The organism is Pantoea sp. Tr-811 (assembly GCF_011752535.1).
Taxonomy (GTDB): Bacteria; Pseudomonadota; Gammaproteobacteria; order Pseudomonadales; family Pseudomonadaceae; genus Aquipseudomonas.
Genome location: NZ_VWXJ01000024.1, coordinates 33,385 through 52,231 on the forward strand (window position 1 = coordinate 33,385; position 18,847 = coordinate 52,231).

Annotated in this window: 20 protein-coding genes and 1 pseudogene; 6 read left to right on the forward strand and 15 right to left on the reverse strand. The window is 62.1% G+C overall.

The genetic code is table 11. The features are described from left to right. Positions 1-109 precede the first annotated feature (109 nt). The 8 genes from F3J44_RS26280 to F3J44_RS26315 all read right to left on the reverse strand — a co-directional run bounded on the left by F3J44_RS26280 (position 110) and on the right by F3J44_RS26315 (position 4,748). Positions 110-1,348 (reverse strand): RNA polymerase sigma factor, encoded by a 1,239-nt coding sequence (locus tag F3J44_RS26280; protein ID WP_167059632.1) that lies wholly within the window; start codon positions 1,346-1,348, stop codon positions 110-112. After that, a complete protein-coding gene (locus tag F3J44_RS26285; protein ID WP_167059629.1) occupies positions 1,348-1,833 on the reverse strand; it encodes an SRPBCC family protein in 486 nt (161 codons plus the stop codon). Before F3J44_RS26285 ends, F3J44_RS26280 begins: the two co-directional genes overlap by 1 nt. 21 nt (positions 1,834-1,854) lie before the next feature. Next, entirely contained in the window at positions 1,855-2,199 is a 345-nt protein-coding gene (locus tag F3J44_RS26290; RefSeq protein ID WP_167277370.1) for a YciI family protein, read from the reverse strand. Between the two features lie 43 nt (positions 2,200-2,242). After that, positions 2,243-2,668, reverse strand: coding sequence for a nuclear transport factor 2 family protein (locus F3J44_RS26295; RefSeq protein ID WP_167059623.1), 426 nt, complete (start codon positions 2,666-2,668; stop codon positions 2,243-2,245). Positions 2,669-2,788: 120 nt separating this feature from the next. Further along, the gene (locus tag F3J44_RS26300) at positions 2,789-3,121 is read right to left on the reverse strand and encodes a type II toxin-antitoxin system HicB family antitoxin (protein ID WP_167277372.1); all 333 of its coding nucleotides are present in this window, start codon (positions 3,119-3,121) and stop codon (positions 2,789-2,791) included. After that, a complete protein-coding gene (locus tag F3J44_RS30460) occupies positions 3,118-3,372 on the reverse strand; it encodes a type II toxin-antitoxin system HicA family toxin (protein WP_167277374.1) in 255 nt (84 codons plus the stop codon). Before F3J44_RS30460 ends, F3J44_RS26300 begins: the two co-directional genes overlap by 4 nt. A 47-nt stretch (positions 3,373-3,419) precedes the next feature. After that, on the reverse strand, positions 3,420-4,379 hold the full coding sequence (locus F3J44_RS26310; protein ID WP_167059620.1) for a threonine dehydratase: 960 nt from the start codon (positions 4,377-4,379) through the stop codon (positions 3,420-3,422). A 111-nt stretch (positions 4,380-4,490) separates the two neighbouring features. Next, a complete protein-coding gene (locus F3J44_RS26315) occupies positions 4,491-4,748 on the reverse strand; it encodes a DUF2790 domain-containing protein (RefSeq protein ID WP_167277376.1) in 258 nt (85 codons plus the stop codon). A gap of 277 nt (positions 4,749-5,025) precedes the next feature. On the opposite strand from F3J44_RS26315, the gene F3J44_RS26320 reads away from it, so the two are divergent. Further along, positions 5,026-5,475 carry a GNAT family N-acetyltransferase gene (locus tag F3J44_RS26320; protein WP_205300197.1) on the forward strand — a complete coding sequence of 150 codons (450 nt, stop codon included), beginning with the start codon at positions 5,026-5,028 and terminating at the stop codon, positions 5,473-5,475. Here F3J44_RS26320 and def read toward each other — a convergent pair. The 3 genes from def to F3J44_RS26335 form a co-directional block, all read right to left on the reverse strand. Beyond that, positions 5,430-5,966, reverse strand: a complete 537-nt coding sequence (gene def / locus F3J44_RS26325; RefSeq protein WP_167059614.1) for a peptide deformylase — start codon at positions 5,964-5,966, stop codon at positions 5,430-5,432. The genes F3J44_RS26320 and def overlap by 46 nt on opposite strands. Continuing rightward, positions 5,963-6,916, reverse strand: a complete 954-nt coding sequence (locus tag F3J44_RS26330) for a YihY/virulence factor BrkB family protein (protein WP_167277378.1) — start codon at positions 6,914-6,916, stop codon at positions 5,963-5,965. Before F3J44_RS26330 ends, def begins: the two co-directional genes overlap by 4 nt. Positions 6,917-7,080: 164 nt before the next feature. Then, complete coding sequence (locus tag F3J44_RS26335; RefSeq protein ID WP_167059609.1) at positions 7,081-7,257, reverse strand: CsbD family protein; 177 nt, start codon at positions 7,255-7,257, stop codon at positions 7,081-7,083. Positions 7,258-7,480: 223 nt separating this feature from the next. Between F3J44_RS26335 and F3J44_RS26340 the strand changes: the two genes are divergently transcribed. Further along, positions 7,481-8,950, forward strand: a complete 1,470-nt coding sequence (locus F3J44_RS26340) for a nitrous oxide reductase family maturation protein NosD (RefSeq protein WP_167277380.1) — start codon at positions 7,481-7,483, stop codon at positions 8,948-8,950. Between the two features lie 159 nt (positions 8,951-9,109). Further along, the gene (locus F3J44_RS26345; protein WP_060510375.1) at positions 9,110-9,490 is read left to right on the forward strand and encodes a hypothetical protein; all 381 of its coding nucleotides are present in this window, start codon (positions 9,110-9,112) and stop codon (positions 9,488-9,490) included. Here F3J44_RS26345 and F3J44_RS26350 read toward each other — a convergent pair whose 3' ends face one another. Then, entirely contained in the window at positions 9,491-10,327 is an 837-nt protein-coding gene (locus F3J44_RS26350) for a S1 RNA-binding domain-containing protein (protein WP_167059603.1), read from the reverse strand. 138 nt (positions 10,328-10,465) lie between these two features. Between F3J44_RS26350 and F3J44_RS26355 the strand changes: the two genes are divergently transcribed. The 3 genes from F3J44_RS26355 to F3J44_RS26365 all read left to right on the forward strand — a co-directional run bounded on the left by F3J44_RS26355 (position 10,466) and on the right by F3J44_RS26365 (position 14,487). Beyond that, on the forward strand, positions 10,466-10,999 hold the full coding sequence (locus tag F3J44_RS26355) for a sigma-70 family RNA polymerase sigma factor (RefSeq protein ID WP_167059600.1): 534 nt from the start codon (positions 10,466-10,468) through the stop codon (positions 10,997-10,999). Then, positions 10,996-11,961 (forward strand): FecR domain-containing protein, encoded by a 966-nt coding sequence (locus F3J44_RS26360; RefSeq protein ID WP_167277382.1) that lies wholly within the window; start codon positions 10,996-10,998, stop codon positions 11,959-11,961. The genes F3J44_RS26355 and F3J44_RS26360 overlap by 4 nt, the downstream gene beginning before the upstream one ends. A 96-nt stretch (positions 11,962-12,057) precedes the next feature. Next, positions 12,058-14,487: a TonB-dependent receptor gene (locus F3J44_RS26365; protein ID WP_167277384.1), complete on the forward strand. Its 2,430-nt coding sequence runs from the start codon at positions 12,058-12,060 to the stop codon at positions 14,485-14,487. Positions 14,488-14,538: 51 nt separating this feature from the next. On the opposite strand, the gene F3J44_RS26370 is transcribed toward F3J44_RS26365, so the two are convergent. The 3 genes and pseudogenes from F3J44_RS26370 to F3J44_RS26380 form a co-directional block, all read right to left on the reverse strand. Next, complete coding sequence (locus F3J44_RS26370) at positions 14,539-16,998, reverse strand: TonB-dependent receptor (RefSeq protein ID WP_167277386.1); 2,460 nt, start codon at positions 16,996-16,998, stop codon at positions 14,539-14,541. 612 nt (positions 16,999-17,610) lie between these two features. After that, positions 17,611-18,222: pseudogene (locus F3J44_RS30465) on the reverse strand (FecR domain-containing protein); the annotation flags it as partial. Continuing rightward, the gene (locus F3J44_RS26380; protein ID WP_167060097.1) at positions 18,189-18,674 is read right to left on the reverse strand and encodes a sigma-70 family RNA polymerase sigma factor; all 486 of its coding nucleotides are present in this window, start codon (positions 18,672-18,674) and stop codon (positions 18,189-18,191) included. The pseudogene F3J44_RS30465 and the gene F3J44_RS26380, both read right to left, overlap by 34 nt. Positions 18,675-18,847: the final 173 nt, after the last annotated feature.

The following is an 18,847-nucleotide window of genomic DNA, read 5'->3' on the forward strand; positions in this document are numbered from 1 at the left end:
CGAGCGCAGCTCGCGATCACCGGCAAGGCCGGTGCCACACACCGCCGGGGCTGCGCTGCAGCCCATCGCGAGCGCTGCTCGCTCCTACCAAACCGACCTCACAAGGCAATCAAGGCAGCTCGCGCAGGCGCCGTTCGATATGCCGCCGCTGCGCCCCTTGCTGGGTCAGCGCCAAGGCCTGCTGCCAGGCCGCCCGCGCCTCGTCCACCTTCCCCAGTTGCTGATGCAACTGCGCCCGCGCCGCGTGGGCCAGGTGGTAATCGCGCAACTCCCCCGCTGCCAGAATCGCTTCCACCGCCGCCAGCCCGGCTTCTGCCCCGTCACGCTTGGCCAAAGCCACCGCCCGGTTCAACGCCACCACCGGCGACGGCCAATGCCGCTGCAGCACGTCATACAGCCCGACGATTTCCCCCCAATCGGTGGCCTCGGCTGTCGCCGCCTCGGCATGCACCGCCGCAATCGCCGCCTGCACGGTGTAGGCACCAAAGTCCCGGCTGCCCAAAGCCAGGCGCACCAGTTCGCAGCCCTCGGTAATCTGCGCCCGGTCCCACAGGCTGCGGTCCTGCTCATCGAGCAGCACCAGGTTGCCCTCGGCATCACTGCGCGCACGCTGGCGCGACGCCTGCAGCAGCATCAGCGCCAGCAAACCGACCGCCTCCGCATCAGGCAGCAGTTGCACCAGCAGGCGCCCCAGGCGAATCGCTTCGTCGCTCAGCGCCTGCTGCAGCAACGCTTCGCCGCTGGAAGCTGAATAACCTTCGTTGAACACCAGGTAAATCACCCGCAACACGCTATCCAGCCGCTCAGGCAGCTCATGCAGTTCCGGAACCTGGTAGGGAATGCCGGCATCGCGAATCTTGGCCTTGGCGCGCACGATGCGCTGGGCGATGGTCGCCGGGCTCTGCAAAAACGCCCGGGCGATCTGCTCGGTGGTCAGGTCGCAGACTTCGCGCAAGGTCAGTGGCACCTGGGCATCGGCGGCCAGGGCCGGGTGGCAGCAGGTGAAAATCAGCCGCAGGCGGTCGTCGGCCAGCAACTCTTCTTCACTGGGGTCGTGCCCCTGGCCTTCGATCAACATAATCAGGTCGGCCTGTGAGCGGTCGAAGCGCGCCCGGCGGCGCAGCGCGTCGATGGCCTTGAAACGCCCGGTAGACACTAGCCAGGCCCGCGGGTTGTCGGGAATACCATCGCGTTGCCAGCGCTCGACGGCAATGAAGAACGCATCATGCAAGGCCTCCTCGGCCAGGTCGAAGTCCCCCAGCAGGCGAATCAAGGTCGCCAGGATGCGCCGCGATTCGCGGCGGTACACGGCCTCCACTTCGGCACGCACCTGCGCCAGCTCCGCCATCAGTCAGGCATCCGCTGGGTCACCACCTCCACCAGGCGGTCCAGGCTTTCTCCCCAGCCCTGGTGAAAGCCCATCTCTTCATGCGCCCGGCTGTCGGCGGCACTCCAGTGCCAGGCGCGGGCGGTGTAGCGGGTCTTGCCGTGTTCTTCGTCGAAGCTGATTACCGCGGTCATGAATGCCTTGCCCGAGGGCACCCAGCCTGGCAGGAAGGCATCGGTGAACACCAGCCGCCTGGGCGCGGCGATTTCCAGGAAGACGCCCTGGGTCGGGTACTCGGTGCCGTCCGGGGCACGCATCAGGGTGCGGAACAGGCCACCGCTCCACAGCTGCATTTCACACTCCGGGGTGGTCATGCCATGCGGGCCCCACCACTGCATCAACCACTCAGGCTCGGTCCAGGCACGGAACACCTTGGCCGGCGGCGCATCGATCAGGCGGCTGATGGACAATTCGTGTTGGGCAGTCGCAGCGTGGGTCAGGCTCATTTTTGTTGTTCTCCGTTGCTGTCAGGGTTGCAGCTCACGCACAGGGCGCACTTCCACACTGCCCACACGTGCCGCCGGAATGCCCTTGGCGATGTTCAGCGCCTCGTTGAGGTCGCGGGCATCGACCAGGTAAAAGCCGGCCAGCTGCTCTTTGGTTTCGGCGAACGGGCCGTCGGTGATGCTCATTCGCCCGCCGCGCACACGCACGGTGGTGGCGGCCTGCACGCTTTTCAGCGCCTCTGCCGCAATGATCCGCCCGGCGCCTTGCAGCGACTCGGCATAGGCCAGGCATTCGGCGTCTTCCGGGCTGTCGGGCAGGCTGTGCAGCAGCGCTTCGTCACAATAGACCAGGCACAGGTATTTCATGGTTGTCTCCAGGCGTTGGCAACGTGCGTTTGGCGATAGCGGCTCAAGGTTTCAGATCGAACAGTGCTTTCTGGGTTTGCATGTCGAACGGCGCCGACCAGTGTTCATGGATCACCTGCCAGTGCCCGTCGACCTTGCGATAGCCCACGGTGGCACGCATGAAGCCGCACTGGCTCTCGTCATCGCCCGGGCCACAGCGGTTGAGCCAATGGGCCAGGGCCAACTCGCCGGCGGTGTGCACGGTCAGCTCGGCCAGCTCGAAAACCATCGGGCCGGTGCACATGCCCATGCACATTTCCCAGTGTTTGCGGTAGTTGTCCTTGCCCTTGAACTGCAAGGCCTGGATGGCATCGAAGGCGACGATGTCGTCGGCGTAGGGCGCGGTGATGGCGGGGATGTCACGGTCGCGAACGGCCTGCATCCAGGTGTCGATCAACTGGCGGATTTCGCTTTCGGCTGCGGTGTTCATGGGCAGAGCCTCCGGTCGGCACAGGAATGCCCTGTGCCTTCAGCTCATGGTCGAACGGTAGCCGAGAAAATCGACAGGTTGCGCTGAATTTTTCGCCCGCGCAGGCGGCGCAAGGCTCGGTCAGGCCAGAGCAGCCTGCTCGAATACCTCATCCGCCCACTGGTTCAGGCTTTTGCCGGCAGCATGGGCAGCGACGCTTGCCGCCGCATGAACTTCAGGCCTGATGCGCAGCATGACTTTGCCGGATGCTGGTTTTTCCGGCGAGATGCCCTGCTCCGCACAATCGGCCAGGTAATCTTCCAGCGCATCCCGGAAGGCGTCATGAAGCTCAGGCACCGAGCTTGCGTGGAAACTGATGATGTCGCGCATGCCAAGCACACGGCCAACAAAAATGTCGTCACGCTCATCGTAATCGATACGGGCGGCATAGCCCTTGTAGCGCATGCAACTCATAGGCTGACTCCTGCCCGCAAGAAGAATTCGCGGGCTTCTTCGATCTGATACCGCTTGGCTTCCTTGCCAGGATGGGGGCGATGACACCTCCAACTCTGGCCGCCAAGCACCAGCTTGACCCTGGAGCCTTGGCGCTCCAGCACGTGCCCACCGAGGTGAAGCACCAAGGCTTCAACCTCGGCAAATGCCAGTGACGCGGTGGTGGGCGTTCTGAAGATGGCGTCGTAAATTTTGCGGTATCGAGTGTTCATCGGAAAATGCTATCAAATTAAGATAGCACTTTTTCCCCGATATCCATTCAGGATTTTTCAGTCAGCACCTGCGCATACCGCTCTCGGTCGACATTGGCGCCACTGAGCACCACCGCTACCCGCTTGCCCGCCTGGCGTTCACGCTCCTGCAACAGCGCAGCCAGCGCCGCGGCACCGGCGCCTTCGGCGGTGTTGTGGGTGGTTTCGTGATAAAGGCGCATGGCCGCTGCCACCTCAGCGTCGGTAACCCGCACGATCCGCGCGGCATGCTCGCGCACCAGGGCGAAGGCATCCGGGTGTGGCACGCGGCAGGCCATGCCGTCGGCGAAGGTGTCGGCAGTGGCGGTGGTGATGATGCGCCCCTGCTCGAAGCTCTGCGCGTAGGCATCGGCAGCGCTGGACACCACGCCGACGATCTCGGTACGCAGGCCCAGCAGGTTACGCGCCTGAATCAGCCCGCAAATGCCCGAACCCATGCCGATCGGCACATACACGCAATCGAGATCGTCCACGCTCTCGAACAACTCCAAGGCGTAGGTGGCCACTCCGCGCACCAGTTCCGGGTGGAACGACGGCACCATGTCGTAACCCAATTCATCCGCCAGCCGCGCCGCCTCTTCACGGGCAACGTCGAAGTCGACGCCATGCTCCACCAACTTCGCGCCCAGGGCGCGCATGGCCGCGTTCTTTTCCTTCGAGTTGCCTTCTGGCACCACGATCACCAGCGGCACGCCGGCCTGGCTGGCCGCCAGCGCCATGCTCTGGCCATGGTTGCCGCGGGTGGCGGTGACCAGCCCACGTGGCGGCTTGCCCTTGGCCAGCAGCGAACGCACGTAAACCAGCCCACCGCGCACCTTGAAGGCGCCGGTCGGGGCGTGGTTCTCGTGCTTGACCCACAGCTTGCAGCCCACCTGCTCGGCCAAAAGCGGCCACTCGCGCTGGGGCGTCGGCGGAACATGCTGGTGAACGAAACTGGCAGCTTCGCGCAGTGCGGCGAGGTCGAACATGGCGATCATCCTTCATCGATACGGGTGTGTACCGATCCTAATCGCCAGCGGTGGGTTGGTAAACGCCAATGGCCCTGGCAGCGCTTCACACGGCCAGGGCCATTGGCCACTTCAGCCTTGCTGGCACCCTTCGCCCATTGCCCGGTACTGGATGGTATGCACCTGGCCTTGGTGGTCTTCGTAGGTCATGGTCGCAGGTACCACTTCGCAGACATTGGGGATGGTCGACAGGTGAATCACCCGTTTGATGTCGAGGTTCATCGAATAGTCGTACTGCTGGGCTACAGGCTCGCTGGAGACCGGTTTGGCCTCATCGGCGAGGGCGAACGAGGACATACCGACCAGAGCAAGAATCAGTAATGATTTCATGGGTTTATGCCTTTGGAGCAATCCAGCTGATCGAGTGACTTCAATAGGCCGTCAATGGCGCGGAGAAGTTGTCATCGTCTACGAAGATGACACGAAGTACCGATCCCGCTTTATCGTACTGCCAGGGGGGATAGCTGAAATTCTACTCCTCGCCTGCAATACTTGAACCCTGAAGTCGGACATTCACCCTTGCAGGATTTGCAACAATCTGCGACAAAGCGAAGCGGCTCGGCAGCCTGGAACCACCGGGCCAGAGCCACCCACGCCCGGACTCCCGATGACCACCCTGCACTGCACGCCCCTGCTCGGCGCCGAACGCCGGCTGCTCGCGCACTTCTACAAACAGCATGGCTCGCGCATGCGCGCCGCCAACGACGGGCAATTGTGGGTAGCGCGCAGTGACACAATCGTGGCTGGCCTGTGCTTGAGCGCGGTGGCCGACGGCCAGTGGCTCACCGGCCTGTTCGTCGCACCCACCCAGCGCGGCCGTGGCGCCGGGGCCGCATTGGTAGAGGCGGCCCTGGCGGCGCAGGCGGGCCCGACCTGGTTGTTCTGCCACCCCGACCTTGCCCCTTACTACCAGCGCCTGGGTTTCAACGCCACCACCGCACTGCCCGAAGCCCTGGCCTCACGGCTGCTGCGCTACCAGCGCAGCAAAGCGCTGGTAGCCATGGTGCACGGTCAGTCGTCGCTGGCGTCCAGCCCGGGGAACAGCACCTCGGTGTAGCCGAACTTGGCGAAGTCCTGGATGCGCGAGGGGTACAGCCGGCCGATCAGGTGGTCGCATTCGTGCTGCACCACCCGCGCATGAAACCCCTCGGCAAAGCGGCTCAGCGGGTTACCCTGGGGGTCCAGGCCTTCATAGTTGATGTGCTTGAAGCGCGGCACCACACCGCGCAGGCCCGGCACCGACAGGCAGCCTTCCCAGCCGTCCTCTACCTCGGTGGTGAGCGGCGTGATCACCGGGTTGAGCAAAATGGTCTGCGGCACGGGTTCGGCATCCGGGTAGCGCTCGCTGCGCTCGAAACCGAAAATCACCAGCTGCAAATCGATCCCCACCTGGGGTGCGGCCAACCCTACGCCACCGACGTGGCGCATGGTTTCGAACATGTCGTCGATCAGCCCTTGCAGCTCGGCACTGCCGATCAGGTGCTCAGGCACCGGCTGGGCGATGCGCAGCAAGCGCTCGTCGCCCATTTTCAGAATGTCACGGATCATTGCGGGTTCGGCTCGGACGGTTGCGGCTCGACCGGGTGTTCATGGCCGAGCACGGTGACGGTTTCCTTGGGCTGTTCGCCGGTGAAATCCTTTTCGCCCGGGTTCTTGCCTTCGGCCGACATGTGCTCGATCACCGCGTTCATCTCGGCGCCGAGCAGCAGCACAGCAGCGGAAATGTAGAAGTACAGCAGCAGCACGATGATCGCACCGATGCTTCCGTACATGGCGTTGTAGTCGGCAAAGGTCTTGACGTAGTAGGCAAAGCCCAGGGAGGCGATGATCCATACTACTACCGCCAACACCGAACCGGGGGTGATGAAGCGAAACTTCTGCTTCACATCCGGCATCACGTAGTACATCAGCGCCACGGCCACCATCAGCAGAATGACGATGGCCGGCCAACGCAGGATGGTCCATACCGTGACGATCACTTCCTGCATGCCAACCTGCGCGGCAATCCACTCCATCACCTGCGGGCCCAGCACCATCAGCGCTGCGGCGGCCAGCAGCATGCCGGCGATGCCGATGGTGTAGAAGATCGACAGCGGAATGCGCTTCCACACCGGGCGGCCTTCGGGCACGTCGTAGGCGGCGTTCATGGCGCTCATCATCAGGCGCACGCCGGCCGAGGCGGTCCACAGGGCAATGACGATACCCACCGACAGCAACCCGCCCTTGGACTGCTGCAACTGGTCGATCACCGGGTTCACCTGTTCCAGTGCCTGGGGCGGCAGCACCAGTTCGGTTTGCAGGCGCAGCCAGGAGAAGAAGTCCGGCAGGTGCAGGAAACCGATCAACGCGATCAGGAACAGAATGAACGGAAACAGCGAGAACAGCATCTGGTAGGCCAGCGCGGACGCATAGGTAGACATCTCGTCGTCGAGGAATTCCTTGACGGTGCGTACCAGTACGCGGTGCATGGGCAGCCCGCGCAGGTCAGGGAAAATCATAGCGTCTCCTTTCGCCGCTTGATTACAACAGGTAAGTCTAATAGACCACGGGGTTGCTGTACTGCTCCCTGGCAATATTCAAAATAAAGGCCTCTTCGCGGGGCAAGCCCGCTCCTGTAGGAGCGGGCTTGCCCCGCGAAGAGGCCGTCACAAGCCGCCTCGAATCAAGGCTTCAGCGCATCTTTCACATTGCCCTTGATCTGCTGCGCCTCGCCCTTCACTTCCTGGGCCTTGCCTTCTGCCCGCAACTTGTCGTTGCCGGTCACCTTGCCGACGCCTTGCTTGATGTTACCCACCGCTTCGTTGGCCAGGCCTTTGGCTTTGTCTTTAGTGCCGCTCATGGCAAATCTCCTGCAAATGGAGACACGTGAACCGTGTCGACAGTCGGTGGACCGGCCGCCTGCGCCAGGAGTTTCAAAGAATTTTCAGGCTTCAAGCCGAACGGCGATTCTGCGGGCGAATACCGCACCGAATCCGGCCAGCGCACTGCGCAAGCCCGGCCGGCTGCCCTACAATCGCAAAAAAACTGCTTATAAAAACAACAGCTTCCGGATACCCACCGCAATGCGCCTGATCCCCCTGTTCGCAGCCTTGTTGCCGCTGCTACCCCTGCCTGCCCTGGCCGCCGCACCGGCCAACGAAACCCTGAAAGTCGAGCGCTACACCGACGATGGCCAGCCCGGTACCCTGCGCTGGGCCATCGAAACCAGCAACCAGAACCCCGGCCACTACCGCATCGACATCGCCGCGGTGGGCAAACCGCCGTACGTCATCCGCCCCAACCGTGCCCTGCCGGAAATCAAAGGCCCGGTGCAGATCACCGGCTTGCCCTGGGCCCGCGATGGCCAATACATTGCCATCGACGGCAGCGGCTACATCAAGGACGAGGGCGTGCGCACCTGCCCCGGCGCCGTGCCTGGCCAGTTCGGCACCAACGTGCGCACCACCACCAACCCGGGCCTGGTGCTGCGCGACACCCAGGGCGTGCACCTCAGTGGCCTGGAAGTGCGCAACTTCTGCATCGGCATCCTGGTCAACCGCGCCAGCGGCAACGTCATCGAAGACAACCGCATCGTCGCCAACAAGGGCGGGGCTGGCATCATGCTCACCGGGGATGACGGGGCGGGTAACGCAACGGCCACCACCACCGTCAACAACAAGGTGCTGCGCAACCAGTTGATCGACAACGGCGACGGCCTGGAGCTGACCCGTGGCGCGGCCTTCAACCTGGTGGCCGACAACCTGTTCCGCTCCACCCCGGCCAACCCTGAGCCGTCCCAGGGCATCGAAATCCTGCTGGGCAACGACAACAGCGTGGTGCGCAACCGTTTCGAAAACTACTCCGACGGCCTGCAGATCAACTGGGGCAAGCGCAACTACCTGGGCGCCAATACCTTCAGCGGCAACTCGATTGGCGTCAGCGTCACCGGCGAGGGCAACATCCTCGACGGCAACCTGATCCACGGCAACCGCATTGGCGTTGCCCTGCGTCCTGAACCCGAGGTTACCGCCACACGCCTGACCGGTAACCGCATCTGGGCCAACAGCCAGGATATCCGCCGCTGCCAGGCAGGCGGCTCGTGCGTACCGAACCAACGTACCGGGGCGATCATCTTCGGCGTACCGGCCCAGGCCCATGCCCTGTACGTGGGCTCGCGTGGGGTCGGGGCCGACTTGCCAAAGCAGGATCAGGCCGTTATTTGCGACGCCAAGGGCGAGCCCAAGCCGTGCCAGCCGCTGCCCAACCATAACCAGCAGCCACCACGGCTGCTGGCGTTGGACGGCAATGTGCTGCGCGGCGAGGTGCAGGGCCCGGCGTCGAGCCTGCTGCGTGTCGAGGTGTTTGGCAATGCCCAGGCCGAGGGCAGCGAGGCGGAGCAATACCTGGGGGATGTGCTGGTGAACAGCGATGCCCAGGGGCAGGCGCGGTTTGCCCAGGTGCTGGAGCAGGCAGCTGGGTTGAAGAGCTTTACGGCAACGGTGACAACGGCCGATGGGGCTACTTCAGAGTTGAGCAGGCCGATCAGCCGTTAAGGCTTCTGGCCTCTTCGCGGGGCAAGCCCGCTCCTACAGGGGTTGTGTGTGGCCTTGTAGGAGCGGGCTTGCCCCGCGAAAGGGCCAGCAAGCCTTGCCGCACACGAGGCCACCCCTCACAATGCAGCCCTAACCAAGCGTCAACCCGCAGGAACCTGCATGAAACTCGACAAACCCGCCGCCATCGCCCGCCGCAACCAGGCCCTGGCCAACCCGGTACTGACCAGTGCCAACACGCTGTTCGCTATCCTCGACCGCAAGCGCAACCTGTGGTGGTTCGAGGTGCCGGTGGCACTGCTGCGCAAGGGCCAGCCCGACTGGGTCAACCTGCTGCTGCACACCCCGGAAAGCGACGAACTGCAGCACCTGAAAGTGCCGGTCAACTTCCTGCGTGCTCACCAGGAGCAAATGGAAGTGCGCAACCCCGGCAAACGCCGCTCGACCATCAGCCTGGCACTGAGCGCCGACCGCGACTCGCTGCTGCGCGACACCCGTCCGGGTGGCGAGCAGCTGGATTTCCGCACCTTCGTCCAGGCCTGATCAGGCCTTTTCGATACGGTCGTCATGGATGACGATACGGCCCTGCTTGAACAACGCGCCAATGGCCTTCTTGAAGTTGCCTTTGCTGACGTTGAACAGCTGGCTGATCACTTCCGGGGCGCTCTTGTCGCACACCGCCAGCACCCCGCCTTCAGCCTCCAGGCGCGCCATGATGCGTTCCTGCAGGTCATCGCCCAGCGCCTGGCCAACCGGCTGCAGGCTCAGGGCGATCTTGCCGTCATGGCGCAGTTCCTTGATGAACCCGTCCACGTGCATGCCTGAGCGCAGGAACTTGAACACCTCATTCTTGTGGATCAGGCCCCAGTGGCGGTTGTTGATGATGGCCTTGAAGCCCATCGGCGTTTCACCCGCCACCAGCAACTGCACCGGCTGGCCGGCCTTGTAGTCGGCCGGGGTACGGTCCAGGTAGCGGTCCAAGCGCGAGGTGGCGGTGATGCGCCGGGTACGCTTGTCGAGGTAGGCGTGGACCACGCAGTAGTCGCCGATCTTCAGCTGCCGCGATTCTTCCGAATAGGGCATCAGCAGGTCCTTGGACAGGCCCCAGTCGAGGAAGATGCCGGCACCGTTGATGTCCTTGACCTTGAGGCTGGCGAACTCGCCAACCTGCACCTTGGGCTTTTCGGTGGTGGCGATCAGCTGGTCTTCGCTGTCCAGGTAGATGAACACGTTCAGCCAGTCATCTACCTCGGTTTCGGCGTCTTTCGGGATGTAGCGCCCGGGCAGCAGAATTTCGCCGTCGGCACCACCGTCCAGGTACAGGCCGAATTCCACGTGTTTCACGATTTGCAAACTGTTGTAACGCCCAAGCAGAGCCATTTCCGATGATCCTCAAGACAAGGGGGCTATTTTCCGGATAGACACGGGTTGGTGTCAAAGCTTCCGGACGGTTGCCCCTCTTGTCCAGCCCCCGGGCGCCCCACATAATGATAAGAGTTCTTATTTGAATCCGAGCGTATGAAAAAGCCTCACCTGGACGTGAATGCCGAAGTCGATGTGCTCTACCGCGCCCACCACCAGTGGCTTCGCGGCTGGTTGCAGCCAAGAATCAACTGCCGGCACCTGGCAACCGACCTGGTACAGGATGTATTCGTGCGCATCCTCAGCGCCGACGACGCCGGCACCCGCCTGCAGGCCATACGCGAGCCCAAGGGTTACCTGGCGACGATTGCCAGGCGCCTGATGATCGACCACCTGCGCCGCACGCGCCTTGAGCGGGCCTGGTTGCAGGCCCTGGCCGAGCAACCCGAGGCATTGGATATTTCCGAGGAAGAGCGGGCAATCTTGCTTGAGGCCCTGTGCCAGCTGGATGCCATGCTCGCAGGCCTGGGCCCCCAGGTGCGCCAGGCATTTCTGCTGTCGCAGCTGGACGGCATGCCCTACCAGGCCATTGCCGAGCAGCTCGGTGTCTCGTTGTCATCGGTCAACCGCTACATGGCCAAGGCCCTGCACCACTGCGTGCTGTTCAGCATCAACCAGGGCCTGCAATGAAACCCTCCGCCGCCCAGCACGCAGCCCTGGAACACGCCGTGCATTGGTATAGCCTGCTGCAGAGCGGCTGCGCTACGCCAGAGGACGAACACGGCTGGCAATGCTGGTTGCAACAAAGTGCGGCAAACCAGTGGGCGTGGCAGCAGGTCGAACAACTGCAACAGCGGCTTCAGGGCCTACCGGCCGGCCTGACCGGGCGAACCCTGGCATTGGCCGGGCAAGCTCAGCGCAACAGCCGCCGCAACGTGCTCAAGGGCATTGCCCTGTTGCTCGGCGGCGGCACAGTGGGGTGGGCGGGCTATCGTGAGGTGGGCCAAGGCCCCTGGTTTGCCGATTACCGCACCCGGGTCGGCGAGCAGTTGCCGGTAACCCTGGCCGATGGCGGGCAACTGCTGCTCAATACCGACAGCGCCGCCGATGTGCGCTATGACGCACGCCAGCGGGTCATCCGCTTGCGCCAAGGCGAAGTCATGGTGACCACGGCGGCCGATCCGCTGGGCCGCCCCTTCCTGGTGGAAACCGAACATGGCCGCGCCGAAGCACTGGGTACCCGCTTCTCGGTTCGTGTCAGCGCCGGGCACTCCCAGGTTGCGGTCTTCGAGCACCAGGTGCGCATCCTGCCCACACACGGCCAGGCGGTGCTGCTGGCGCCTGGGCAGTGCAGCCGCTTCTCCAGCCAACAGGCCGACACACCGCAGCCACTGCCTGCCGACCAGGATGCCTGGACCCGCGGCCTGTTGGTGGCCAACGCGCAGCGGCTGGATGCGTTCTTGCCGGAACTGGGCCGCTACCGCGCTGGCTGGTTGCGCTGCGACCCGGCCGTGGCAGGGCTGCAGGTCAGTGGCACATTCCCGATAGCCGACACCGACAAGGCATTGCGCGCGATCGCCAGCGTCTTGCCGGTGAAGGTGGAGCGGCGTACTCGCTTCTGGGTCACCCTCAGCCCCTTGGAGGGTGTGTGAAACATTTTTTGCGGGCAGGTGAGATTTCTTCTTTTTCTCATTCGACTCAGAGGTAACGGGTGCATCACCCGCTTGCCAACATAAGAGAAGCCCTACATGAAAATGCATCACCCACTGCGCCCAGCCGCGGCCGCCGTGCGCAAGGCGCTGTTCGTCTCGGTTCTGATGATTCCAGCCCTCCCCTGCACCTCGGCCTTTGCCGACGCCGTCACCCGCGAGTACCACATCGCCCAGGGTGACCTCGGCCAGGCCCTGACCCGCTTCGCCGCCCAGGCTGGCATTGTCCTGTCATTCGACCCCAGCACCCTGGAGGGCCGGAAAACACCTGGGCTGGAGGGTGCCTACAGCGTCGAGCAAGGTTTGCAGGCGTTGCTGGCAGGCAGTGGCATGCGCGTGGTGAAGGAAAACGACGGGCGCTACTTCCTGACGCCGCCTTCGGGCGACAGCACGGCAATGGAGCTGTCGGCGACCCACGTGAACAGTGTGGGCCTGGGTGAAACGACCGAGGGAACGGGGTCGTACACCACGGGCGTTACCAGCACCGCGACCAAGATGAACCTGTCGATTCGCGAAACACCGCAATCGATCAGTGTCATTACCCGCCAGCAGATGGATGACCAGCACCTGGCCAGCGTGACCGACGTGCTCAAGCAGAACCCCGGCATCACCCTGTCCCAGGACGGCGGGGAGCGTTTCCACATCTACTCGCGTGGGTCCGAGATCAGCACGTATCAACTCGATGGCGTCAACACCACCCAGGACTACCTGACGCGCAACATGCCCAGCACACTGATGGACATGGCGATCTTCGACCGCGTGGAAATCGTGCGTGGCGCCACCGGGCTGATGACCGGTGCCGGCGAGCCCAATGGCGTGGTCAACCTGGTGCGCAAACGCCCCACACGTGAGTTCCAGTCCTATGTGCAAGCAGGCATCGGCTCGTGGGACTATTACCGGGCCGAAGCCGATGTCTCCGGCCCCCTGATCGACAGCGGCAAATTGCGTGGCCGGCTGGTCGCTGCCAAGCAAAGCAACCAGAGCTACATGGACTGGTACAGCCAGGACCGCGATCTGCTCTACGGCGTGCTCGAAGCCGACCTGAGCGACAGCACCACCGTGCGCCTGGGCATGGACTACCAAACCTATGACGCCAACGGCGCACCAGGTGTTCCACTGTTCTACAGCAACGGCCAGCCCACCCATTTCTCTCGCGCCACCAGCACCGGCCCGCGCTGGATGTACGAAGACTACACCACGAAGAACTATTCCTTCGGCCTGGACCAGGAACTGGGCCAGGGTTGGCAATTGAAAGTGGCAGGCAACTACATGGATGTGGATCGCCAATCGCTGTCGTCCTTCTACCGGACCGGCGCAGGCGTCTCGACCCTGGACCAGGCCAGCGGTACCGCCATTGCCGACCGCTTGCAGGTCGATGCCCACCAGGTTCAACGCGGCCTCAACGTTACCTTGCAAGGCCCCTTCGAGTTATTCGGCCAGACCCACGAACTGATCACGGGCTTTGATTACCTGGACTACGAAAACAATCACTTCACCGGCACCGCCGGTGCAGCCAGCTTCAACTTCTACACCTGGGGTAACCGCTTGCCGCAACCGGGCAGTTATTCGCCACTGCTGGACTATGACCTGTTCATTCGCCAGACCGGTTACTTCGTTGCCACGCGGCTCAACTTCACCGATGACCTGCACCTTATTCTCGGCGCGCGTACCACCAGCTATCGCTCGGACTCCAATCAGGTGGTTCTGACCACTGGCACCGGTAACCCTTCCCACCTGCAGGAACGTGGTGAGGTGACGCCTTACGCCGGGTTGATCTACGACCTCAATGACGAGCAGTCCGTGTATGCCAGCTACACGGATATCTTCAAACCACAAACCAGTCGCGACCGCACCGGCAAGGTGCTCGACCCGGTCACCGGGCAGAATTACGAAATGGGCTGGAAAGGGGAATTCTTCAATGGGCGCCTGAACACCAGCGCTGCGCTTTACCTGATCAAGCGTGACAACCTGGCAGAAGATGACACGGGCTTCGCCATCCCCGGCGTCCCTAACTCCACGGCCTCACGGGCAGTCAGCGGCGCCGAAACCAAAGGCCTGGACCTGGAACTGTCCGGAGAAATTGCACGAGGCCTAGAGCTGCACACCGGCTACAGCCATTCACGCACCGAGGATGCCGGGGGCACGCGCCTGACCACCCAATTGCCACTGGACACCTTCCGCCTCTGGACAACTTATCGCCTCCCGGGCGAATGGGAGCGCCTGACCCTGGGCGGCGGCGTGAACTGGAATGCCAAGCAATCCCTGGCCACGCGCTACAACACCCGAATTACCCAGGAGGACTACGCCGTGGCCAGCCTGATGGCCCGCTACAAGGTCAGCCAGCAGGTTACCGCCACCTTGAATGTGGAGAACCTGCTCGACAAAAAATACTATGCCGGCTTGGCGGGAAACTATGGGCACTACGGCGCGCCACGCAATGCGACGTTGAATCTGCGTTACGATTTTTAAGCCGTGAACAGGCCCGGCGGCAGGTTGCCGGGCCCCTGTCAAACAGCAACTTCAGAAGTCGTAGCGCAGGCTGAGATTGGCGTTTCGGGGCGTACCATAGTGCCCGTAGCTCCCGCCCATACCGGCATAGTATTTTTCATCGAACAGGTTATCGACATTGACGGCAGCACTGAGGTGGTCATTAAACTGATAGCGCGCCATCAGGCTGGCAACCGCATAGTCAGCCTGGGTGATTCTGCTTTGGTAGCGAGAAAAGTAAAGTGACGAACTAGAGTTCCAGTCTACACCGCCACCGACGGTCAGACGGTCCCACTCACCTGGCAAACGGTAAGTCGTCCAGAATCGGAAAGTGTCCATGGGTAATTGGCTGGTGATCCGATTACCGTCGGCGTCCTCTGACCGCGTATGGCTGTAACCCAGTTGAGCATTCCAACCAGGCAGGATTTCCCCTGCCACTTCAACGTCTATACCCTTCGTTTCTGCGCCGCTCACGGCCTTATAGTAGTCCCGCGTGGTGCCATTGGGGTTGCTGGGATCTACAAGTATGCTGCCAGCCACTTCCGGGACATTATCAAGCTGAGTCAGGAAAACTGCAGCGCTCGCATTCAACCGACCATTCATGAACTCGCCTTTCCAACCGATCTCATAATTAGAGCCCACTTGTGGCTCAATCGCGCGACCTGATACATCCAGCGCATCATTGGGTTTGAAAATATCCGTATAGCTCATATACACAGATTGTTCGGGCGTCACATCATAAACAATACCCGCATAAGGTGTCAGCTCCCCTCGGCGGCGCAAATTATACTTACTAACAAAGCCAGCCCCACTATTGTAAACCAGGTCATAGTTATAATGATAATCGGTAAGCCTAGCCCCCAAAATAAAGTGAACATCATCAAGCAAATTAAGGCGTGTCGCCGCGAAATATCCGCTTTGACGGCTCTTTATATCAAAATCCATCTTAAACGTCAGAGGAACCTTATCAATCCGATTTTTCCAGTTGTTATAATCGAACGCATCAATAAACCCTGAATGGCCACCATGAGTATTGTAGTAATCGGTATAACTGAAGCCCGTGATAAAATCATGCGTACGGCCGAAAAACTCGAACGGGCCTTGAAGGTTTATGTCCACGCCCTTCTGAACCTGATCGGCATCAATGTCCGTCCGCTCCGCAGAAGCGATACCGTTCGCTTTCAAGTAGGCGGTGCCACTAGAGCTGTCAAGCGTAGTATTATCCACACGCCTGCGGGTCTTCATGTAATTGCTCACTACGCGAAGTTGCCAATCATTGACCAAGGCGTGTTCAAGTGTCACGGTATAATCAGTAGTGTCGAATTTCTCATAACCCCAGCGGGCACCTGAGCCTGTAGCACGCGAATAGTTGGCTGCCTGACCAGTGGTAAAAAGCAGGGGGGCACCAGGAGCGCCTGACGCTTTGTATTGTTGGTTGTCGATACTGAGCCGAACCAACGTGTTTTCATCGAGGTCAGCTTCAACGACACCGTAGAATATGTTCCTATCCTGTTTGTACCAATCCATAAACGTGTGATTATCCTGCTTAGCCGCAACGATACGTCCGCGCAGAGTTTTTTGTTCGTTCAATGGACCCGAAGCATCCGCCTCAGCTCGGTAGTAATCCCAAGACCCGACATTACCCTTTACATAAGACTTGAATTCAGCGGTCGGTTTTTTTCTGATTAGGTTGACGACCCCACTAGGGTCACCCACTCCAGTCATGAGCCCGGTAGCACCACGTACGATTTCAACTCGATCATAAAGCGCCATGTCCAGCAACGTAGCTGGCATGTTGCGGGTAATATTCTCTTGAACAGTCGTCACACCATCGAATTGATAGGTATTAATGGCGCTTCCACGCGAATAAATGTTGTAACGCTCTCCGCCGTCCTGTGTCATGGTGATGCCCGGTGTATGCTTGAGCACATCCGTCATACTTGTCAGGTGCTGATCATCCATCCGCTGCCGAGTCACCACGCTGATGGTTTGCGGCGTCTCGCGAATCGACAGATTCATCTTCGTCGCCGTGCTGGTCACCCCTGTCGTATAAGACCCCGTCCCCTCCGTGGTGGCCCCCAGCCCGGTCGCGTTGATACTGGTGGCCCCCAACTCGAGCGCGCCATCCGTCGAGCGCGGCAGCAATACATAGTTGCCATTCCCGGCAACCATCACCTGCAACTCACTGCCCGCCAGCAACCTGGCAAAGCCCTGTTGCACACTGTACGCGCCTTGCAAACCCGAGCTCTGCTTGCCTTGGGTCAGCCCCGCATCGAACGACAGCACCACCCCCGCTTCGCTGGCAAAGCGGCTGAGTACGGCGCCCAGTGGGCCAGCGGCAATGGCGTAGCTGCGGGTGGCCTCTGCGGCGCTGGCCTGGCCTGCGCTGCCCAGCGGTTGGACGACACCGGCCTGGAGCAGCAACGCGGCGCTGAACATGGCAACGACAAGGGGTTTTCTGGGGTAGGCGTGGGATGTAACGCGGCGCTGCATGGGGGGCTCCTTCAATGGCCGTTAGTGGCGGTTTGCAGGAGGGGTCGGGTGAGCGCGCGAAACCGACAATGCAAACGAGAAATATTTTTACAGCACCGGCAATTGACTCTGGTCTAACGGAGAGCCCTGTAGGAGCGGGCTTGACCCGCGAAGCAAGCACCGCGGTACGTGGCACCGGCTTTGCCGGTGTTCGCGGGGCAAGCCCGCTCCTACAAGGCATGGCGGCACGGCTGGGACGGGGTGGACGGGAGGTCAGCTCAGTGGCCGCACCCGTACCCAGAAGCGCGTGCGGGTTTCTATGCGTACCGGCAACGCCTGGGCGATGGCATCCAGCGCACGCGTGGTGTCATCCAGTGGGAAGGCACCCGATAGCCGCAACTGCGCAACGTCGCTGGCGCACTCGATGAAGCCTGGGCGGTAGCGCTGCAACTCCTCCAGCACCTGGGCCAACGGCCAGTTGTCGATCACCAACCGGCCATTGACCCATTCGCTACGGTTGACATCGAGCGCCTGCGGCGCAGGCAGCGGCCCCGGGCCGAAACGCAGGCTCATGCCCGCCTCCACCCGCAGCGGCTGGGCATCGGCGCGGTTGCGCACGGCCACGGCATGTTCCAGCACATCCAGTTCGGTTTGCCCCTGCAGCTGGCGCACGGCAAAGCGCGTACCCAGCGCCCGCATCTCGCCTTGCTGGCTGCGCACGCTCAGTGGGCGAGGGTCCTTGCCGGTGGTCAGCATGATTTCACCAGCGCGCAGGATGATCAGCCGCTGCTCGCGGTCATAGCGGATATCCACGGCGCTGGCCGTGTTCAAGATCAGCCGCGTGCCATCCTCCAACTGCAGTATGCGCCGCTCCCCGGTGCCGGTGCGCACATCCGCCAGCCACAACGGCGTTTGCCGGTAGCCCGTCCAGGCCAGGCCGGACAGCCCCATGCCCAGCACCAACCCCTTGAGCACGGTGCGCCGCCCTGCCAGCACGGGCGCCGTGGCCAATGTGCGTTGGGCCACGCTCGCCGGTACGCTGCGCAACTCGGCATGAAACGCCTGCAGCCGCTGCCAGGCCCACTGATGAACGGGCGCGCCTTCGTACCAGGCCAGCCAATGCTGGTGGGTTGCTTGGGTATCTTCACCCGCGCTCAGCCGCGCATGCCACTGCGCCGCGTCGCGCAGTGCCTGGCGTTGTTGCGCCGGCGTCACAGCTGGGCGTCCAGGGCGAACAGCAGGCACTGTTCGGTGGCCTTGGCGATGTACTTGGTCACCGAACTCACCGACACCCCCAGACGCTCGCCGATTTCGGCATAGCTCAAGCCTTCGAGGTGGGACAGGAACAAGGCCTGGCGCACCTTGTGGTTCAGCCCATCGAGCATGGTATCGAGCTGCAGCAGCGTTTCCAGCAACACGGCCCGCTCTTCGGGGGAGATCTCCAGCAGCTCCGGCTCAAGCGCCAACGCCTGTAGATAGGCCTGCTCCAGCGAACGCCTGCGCAAATGATCGACCATGACCCGCCTGGCCACGGTCGCCAGGAAATTGCGTGGTTCGCGCAGCGGGTGGGCAACCGTGCTGGCGATCAGCCGCACGAAGGTGTCATGGGTCAGGTCCGCCGCTCGCTCCCGGTCCCCCAGGCGGCGCCGCAACCAGCCCTGCAACCAGCCACTGTGGTCGCGGTACAGGCAGTGCATGTCATCGTGCGGCGCGGGCGGAACCTTGTACACGCGATCATCCTTGTTCGATGCAGATAAGAATTAGTCGCAATAGTAGTGAGATTGCCGAGGGATTGAAACTGCCATCAACGCGATGCGAGGGAACCGTGCAGCTACCCTTACGTCTACCGATTGGCCGCCACTGCAAGGAT

What these genes read in the sequence shown, in the direction of transcription:
- F3J44_RS26280 (WP_167059632.1), bottom strand. Translation starts at nt 1,348, where the DNA reads ATGGCGGAGCTGGCGCAGGTGCGTGCCGAAGTGGAGGCCGTGTACCGC.
- F3J44_RS26285 (WP_167059629.1), bottom strand. Translation starts at nt 1,833, where the DNA reads ATGAGCCTGACCCACGCTGCGACTGCCCAACACGAATTGTCCATCAGC.
- F3J44_RS26290 (WP_167277370.1), bottom strand. Translation starts at nt 2,199, where the DNA reads ATGAAATACCTGTGCCTGGTCTATTGTGACGAAGCGCTGCTGCACAGC.
- F3J44_RS26295 (WP_167059623.1), bottom strand. Translation starts at nt 2,668, where the DNA reads ATGAACACCGCAGCCGAAAGCGAAATCCGCCAGTTGATCGACACCTGG.
- F3J44_RS26300 (WP_167277372.1), bottom strand. Translation starts at nt 3,121, where the DNA reads ATGAGTTGCATGCGCTACAAGGGCTATGCCGCCCGTATCGATTACGAT.
- F3J44_RS30460 (WP_167277374.1), bottom strand. Translation starts at nt 3,372, where the DNA reads ATGAACACTCGATACCGCAAAATTTACGACGCCATCTTCAGAACGCCC.
- F3J44_RS26310 (WP_167059620.1), bottom strand. Translation starts at nt 4,379, where the DNA reads ATGTTCGACCTCGCCGCACTGCGCGAAGCTGCCAGTTTCGTTCACCAG.
- F3J44_RS26315 (WP_167277376.1), bottom strand. Translation starts at nt 4,748, where the DNA reads ATGAAATCATTACTGATTCTTGCTCTGGTCGGTATGTCCTCGTTCGCC.
- F3J44_RS26320 (WP_205300197.1), top strand. Translation starts at nt 5,026, where the DNA reads ATGACCACCCTGCACTGCACGCCCCTGCTCGGCGCCGAACGCCGGCTG.
- def (WP_167059614.1), bottom strand. Translation starts at nt 5,966, where the DNA reads ATGATCCGTGACATTCTGAAAATGGGCGACGAGCGCTTGCTGCGCATC.
- F3J44_RS26330 (WP_167277378.1), bottom strand. Translation starts at nt 6,916, where the DNA reads ATGATTTTCCCTGACCTGCGCGGGCTGCCCATGCACCGCGTACTGGTA.
- F3J44_RS26335 (WP_167059609.1), bottom strand. Translation starts at nt 7,257, where the DNA reads ATGAGCGGCACTAAAGACAAAGCCAAAGGCCTGGCCAACGAAGCGGTG.
- F3J44_RS26340 (WP_167277380.1), top strand. Translation starts at nt 7,481, where the DNA reads ATGCGCCTGATCCCCCTGTTCGCAGCCTTGTTGCCGCTGCTACCCCTG.
- F3J44_RS26345 (WP_060510375.1), top strand. Translation starts at nt 9,110, where the DNA reads ATGAAACTCGACAAACCCGCCGCCATCGCCCGCCGCAACCAGGCCCTG.
- F3J44_RS26350 (WP_167059603.1), bottom strand. Translation starts at nt 10,327, where the DNA reads ATGGCTCTGCTTGGGCGTTACAACAGTTTGCAAATCGTGAAACACGTG.
- F3J44_RS26355 (WP_167059600.1), top strand. Translation starts at nt 10,466, where the DNA reads ATGAAAAAGCCTCACCTGGACGTGAATGCCGAAGTCGATGTGCTCTAC.
- F3J44_RS26360 (WP_167277382.1), top strand. Translation starts at nt 10,996, where the DNA reads ATGAAACCCTCCGCCGCCCAGCACGCAGCCCTGGAACACGCCGTGCAT.
- F3J44_RS26365 (WP_167277384.1), top strand. Translation starts at nt 12,058, where the DNA reads ATGAAAATGCATCACCCACTGCGCCCAGCCGCGGCCGCCGTGCGCAAG.
- F3J44_RS26370 (WP_167277386.1), bottom strand. Translation starts at nt 16,998, where the DNA reads ATGCAGCGCCGCGTTACATCCCACGCCTACCCCAGAAAACCCCTTGTC.
- F3J44_RS26380 (WP_167060097.1), bottom strand. Translation starts at nt 18,674, where the DNA reads ATGCACTGCCTGTACCGCGACCACAGTGGCTGGTTGCAGGGCTGGTTG.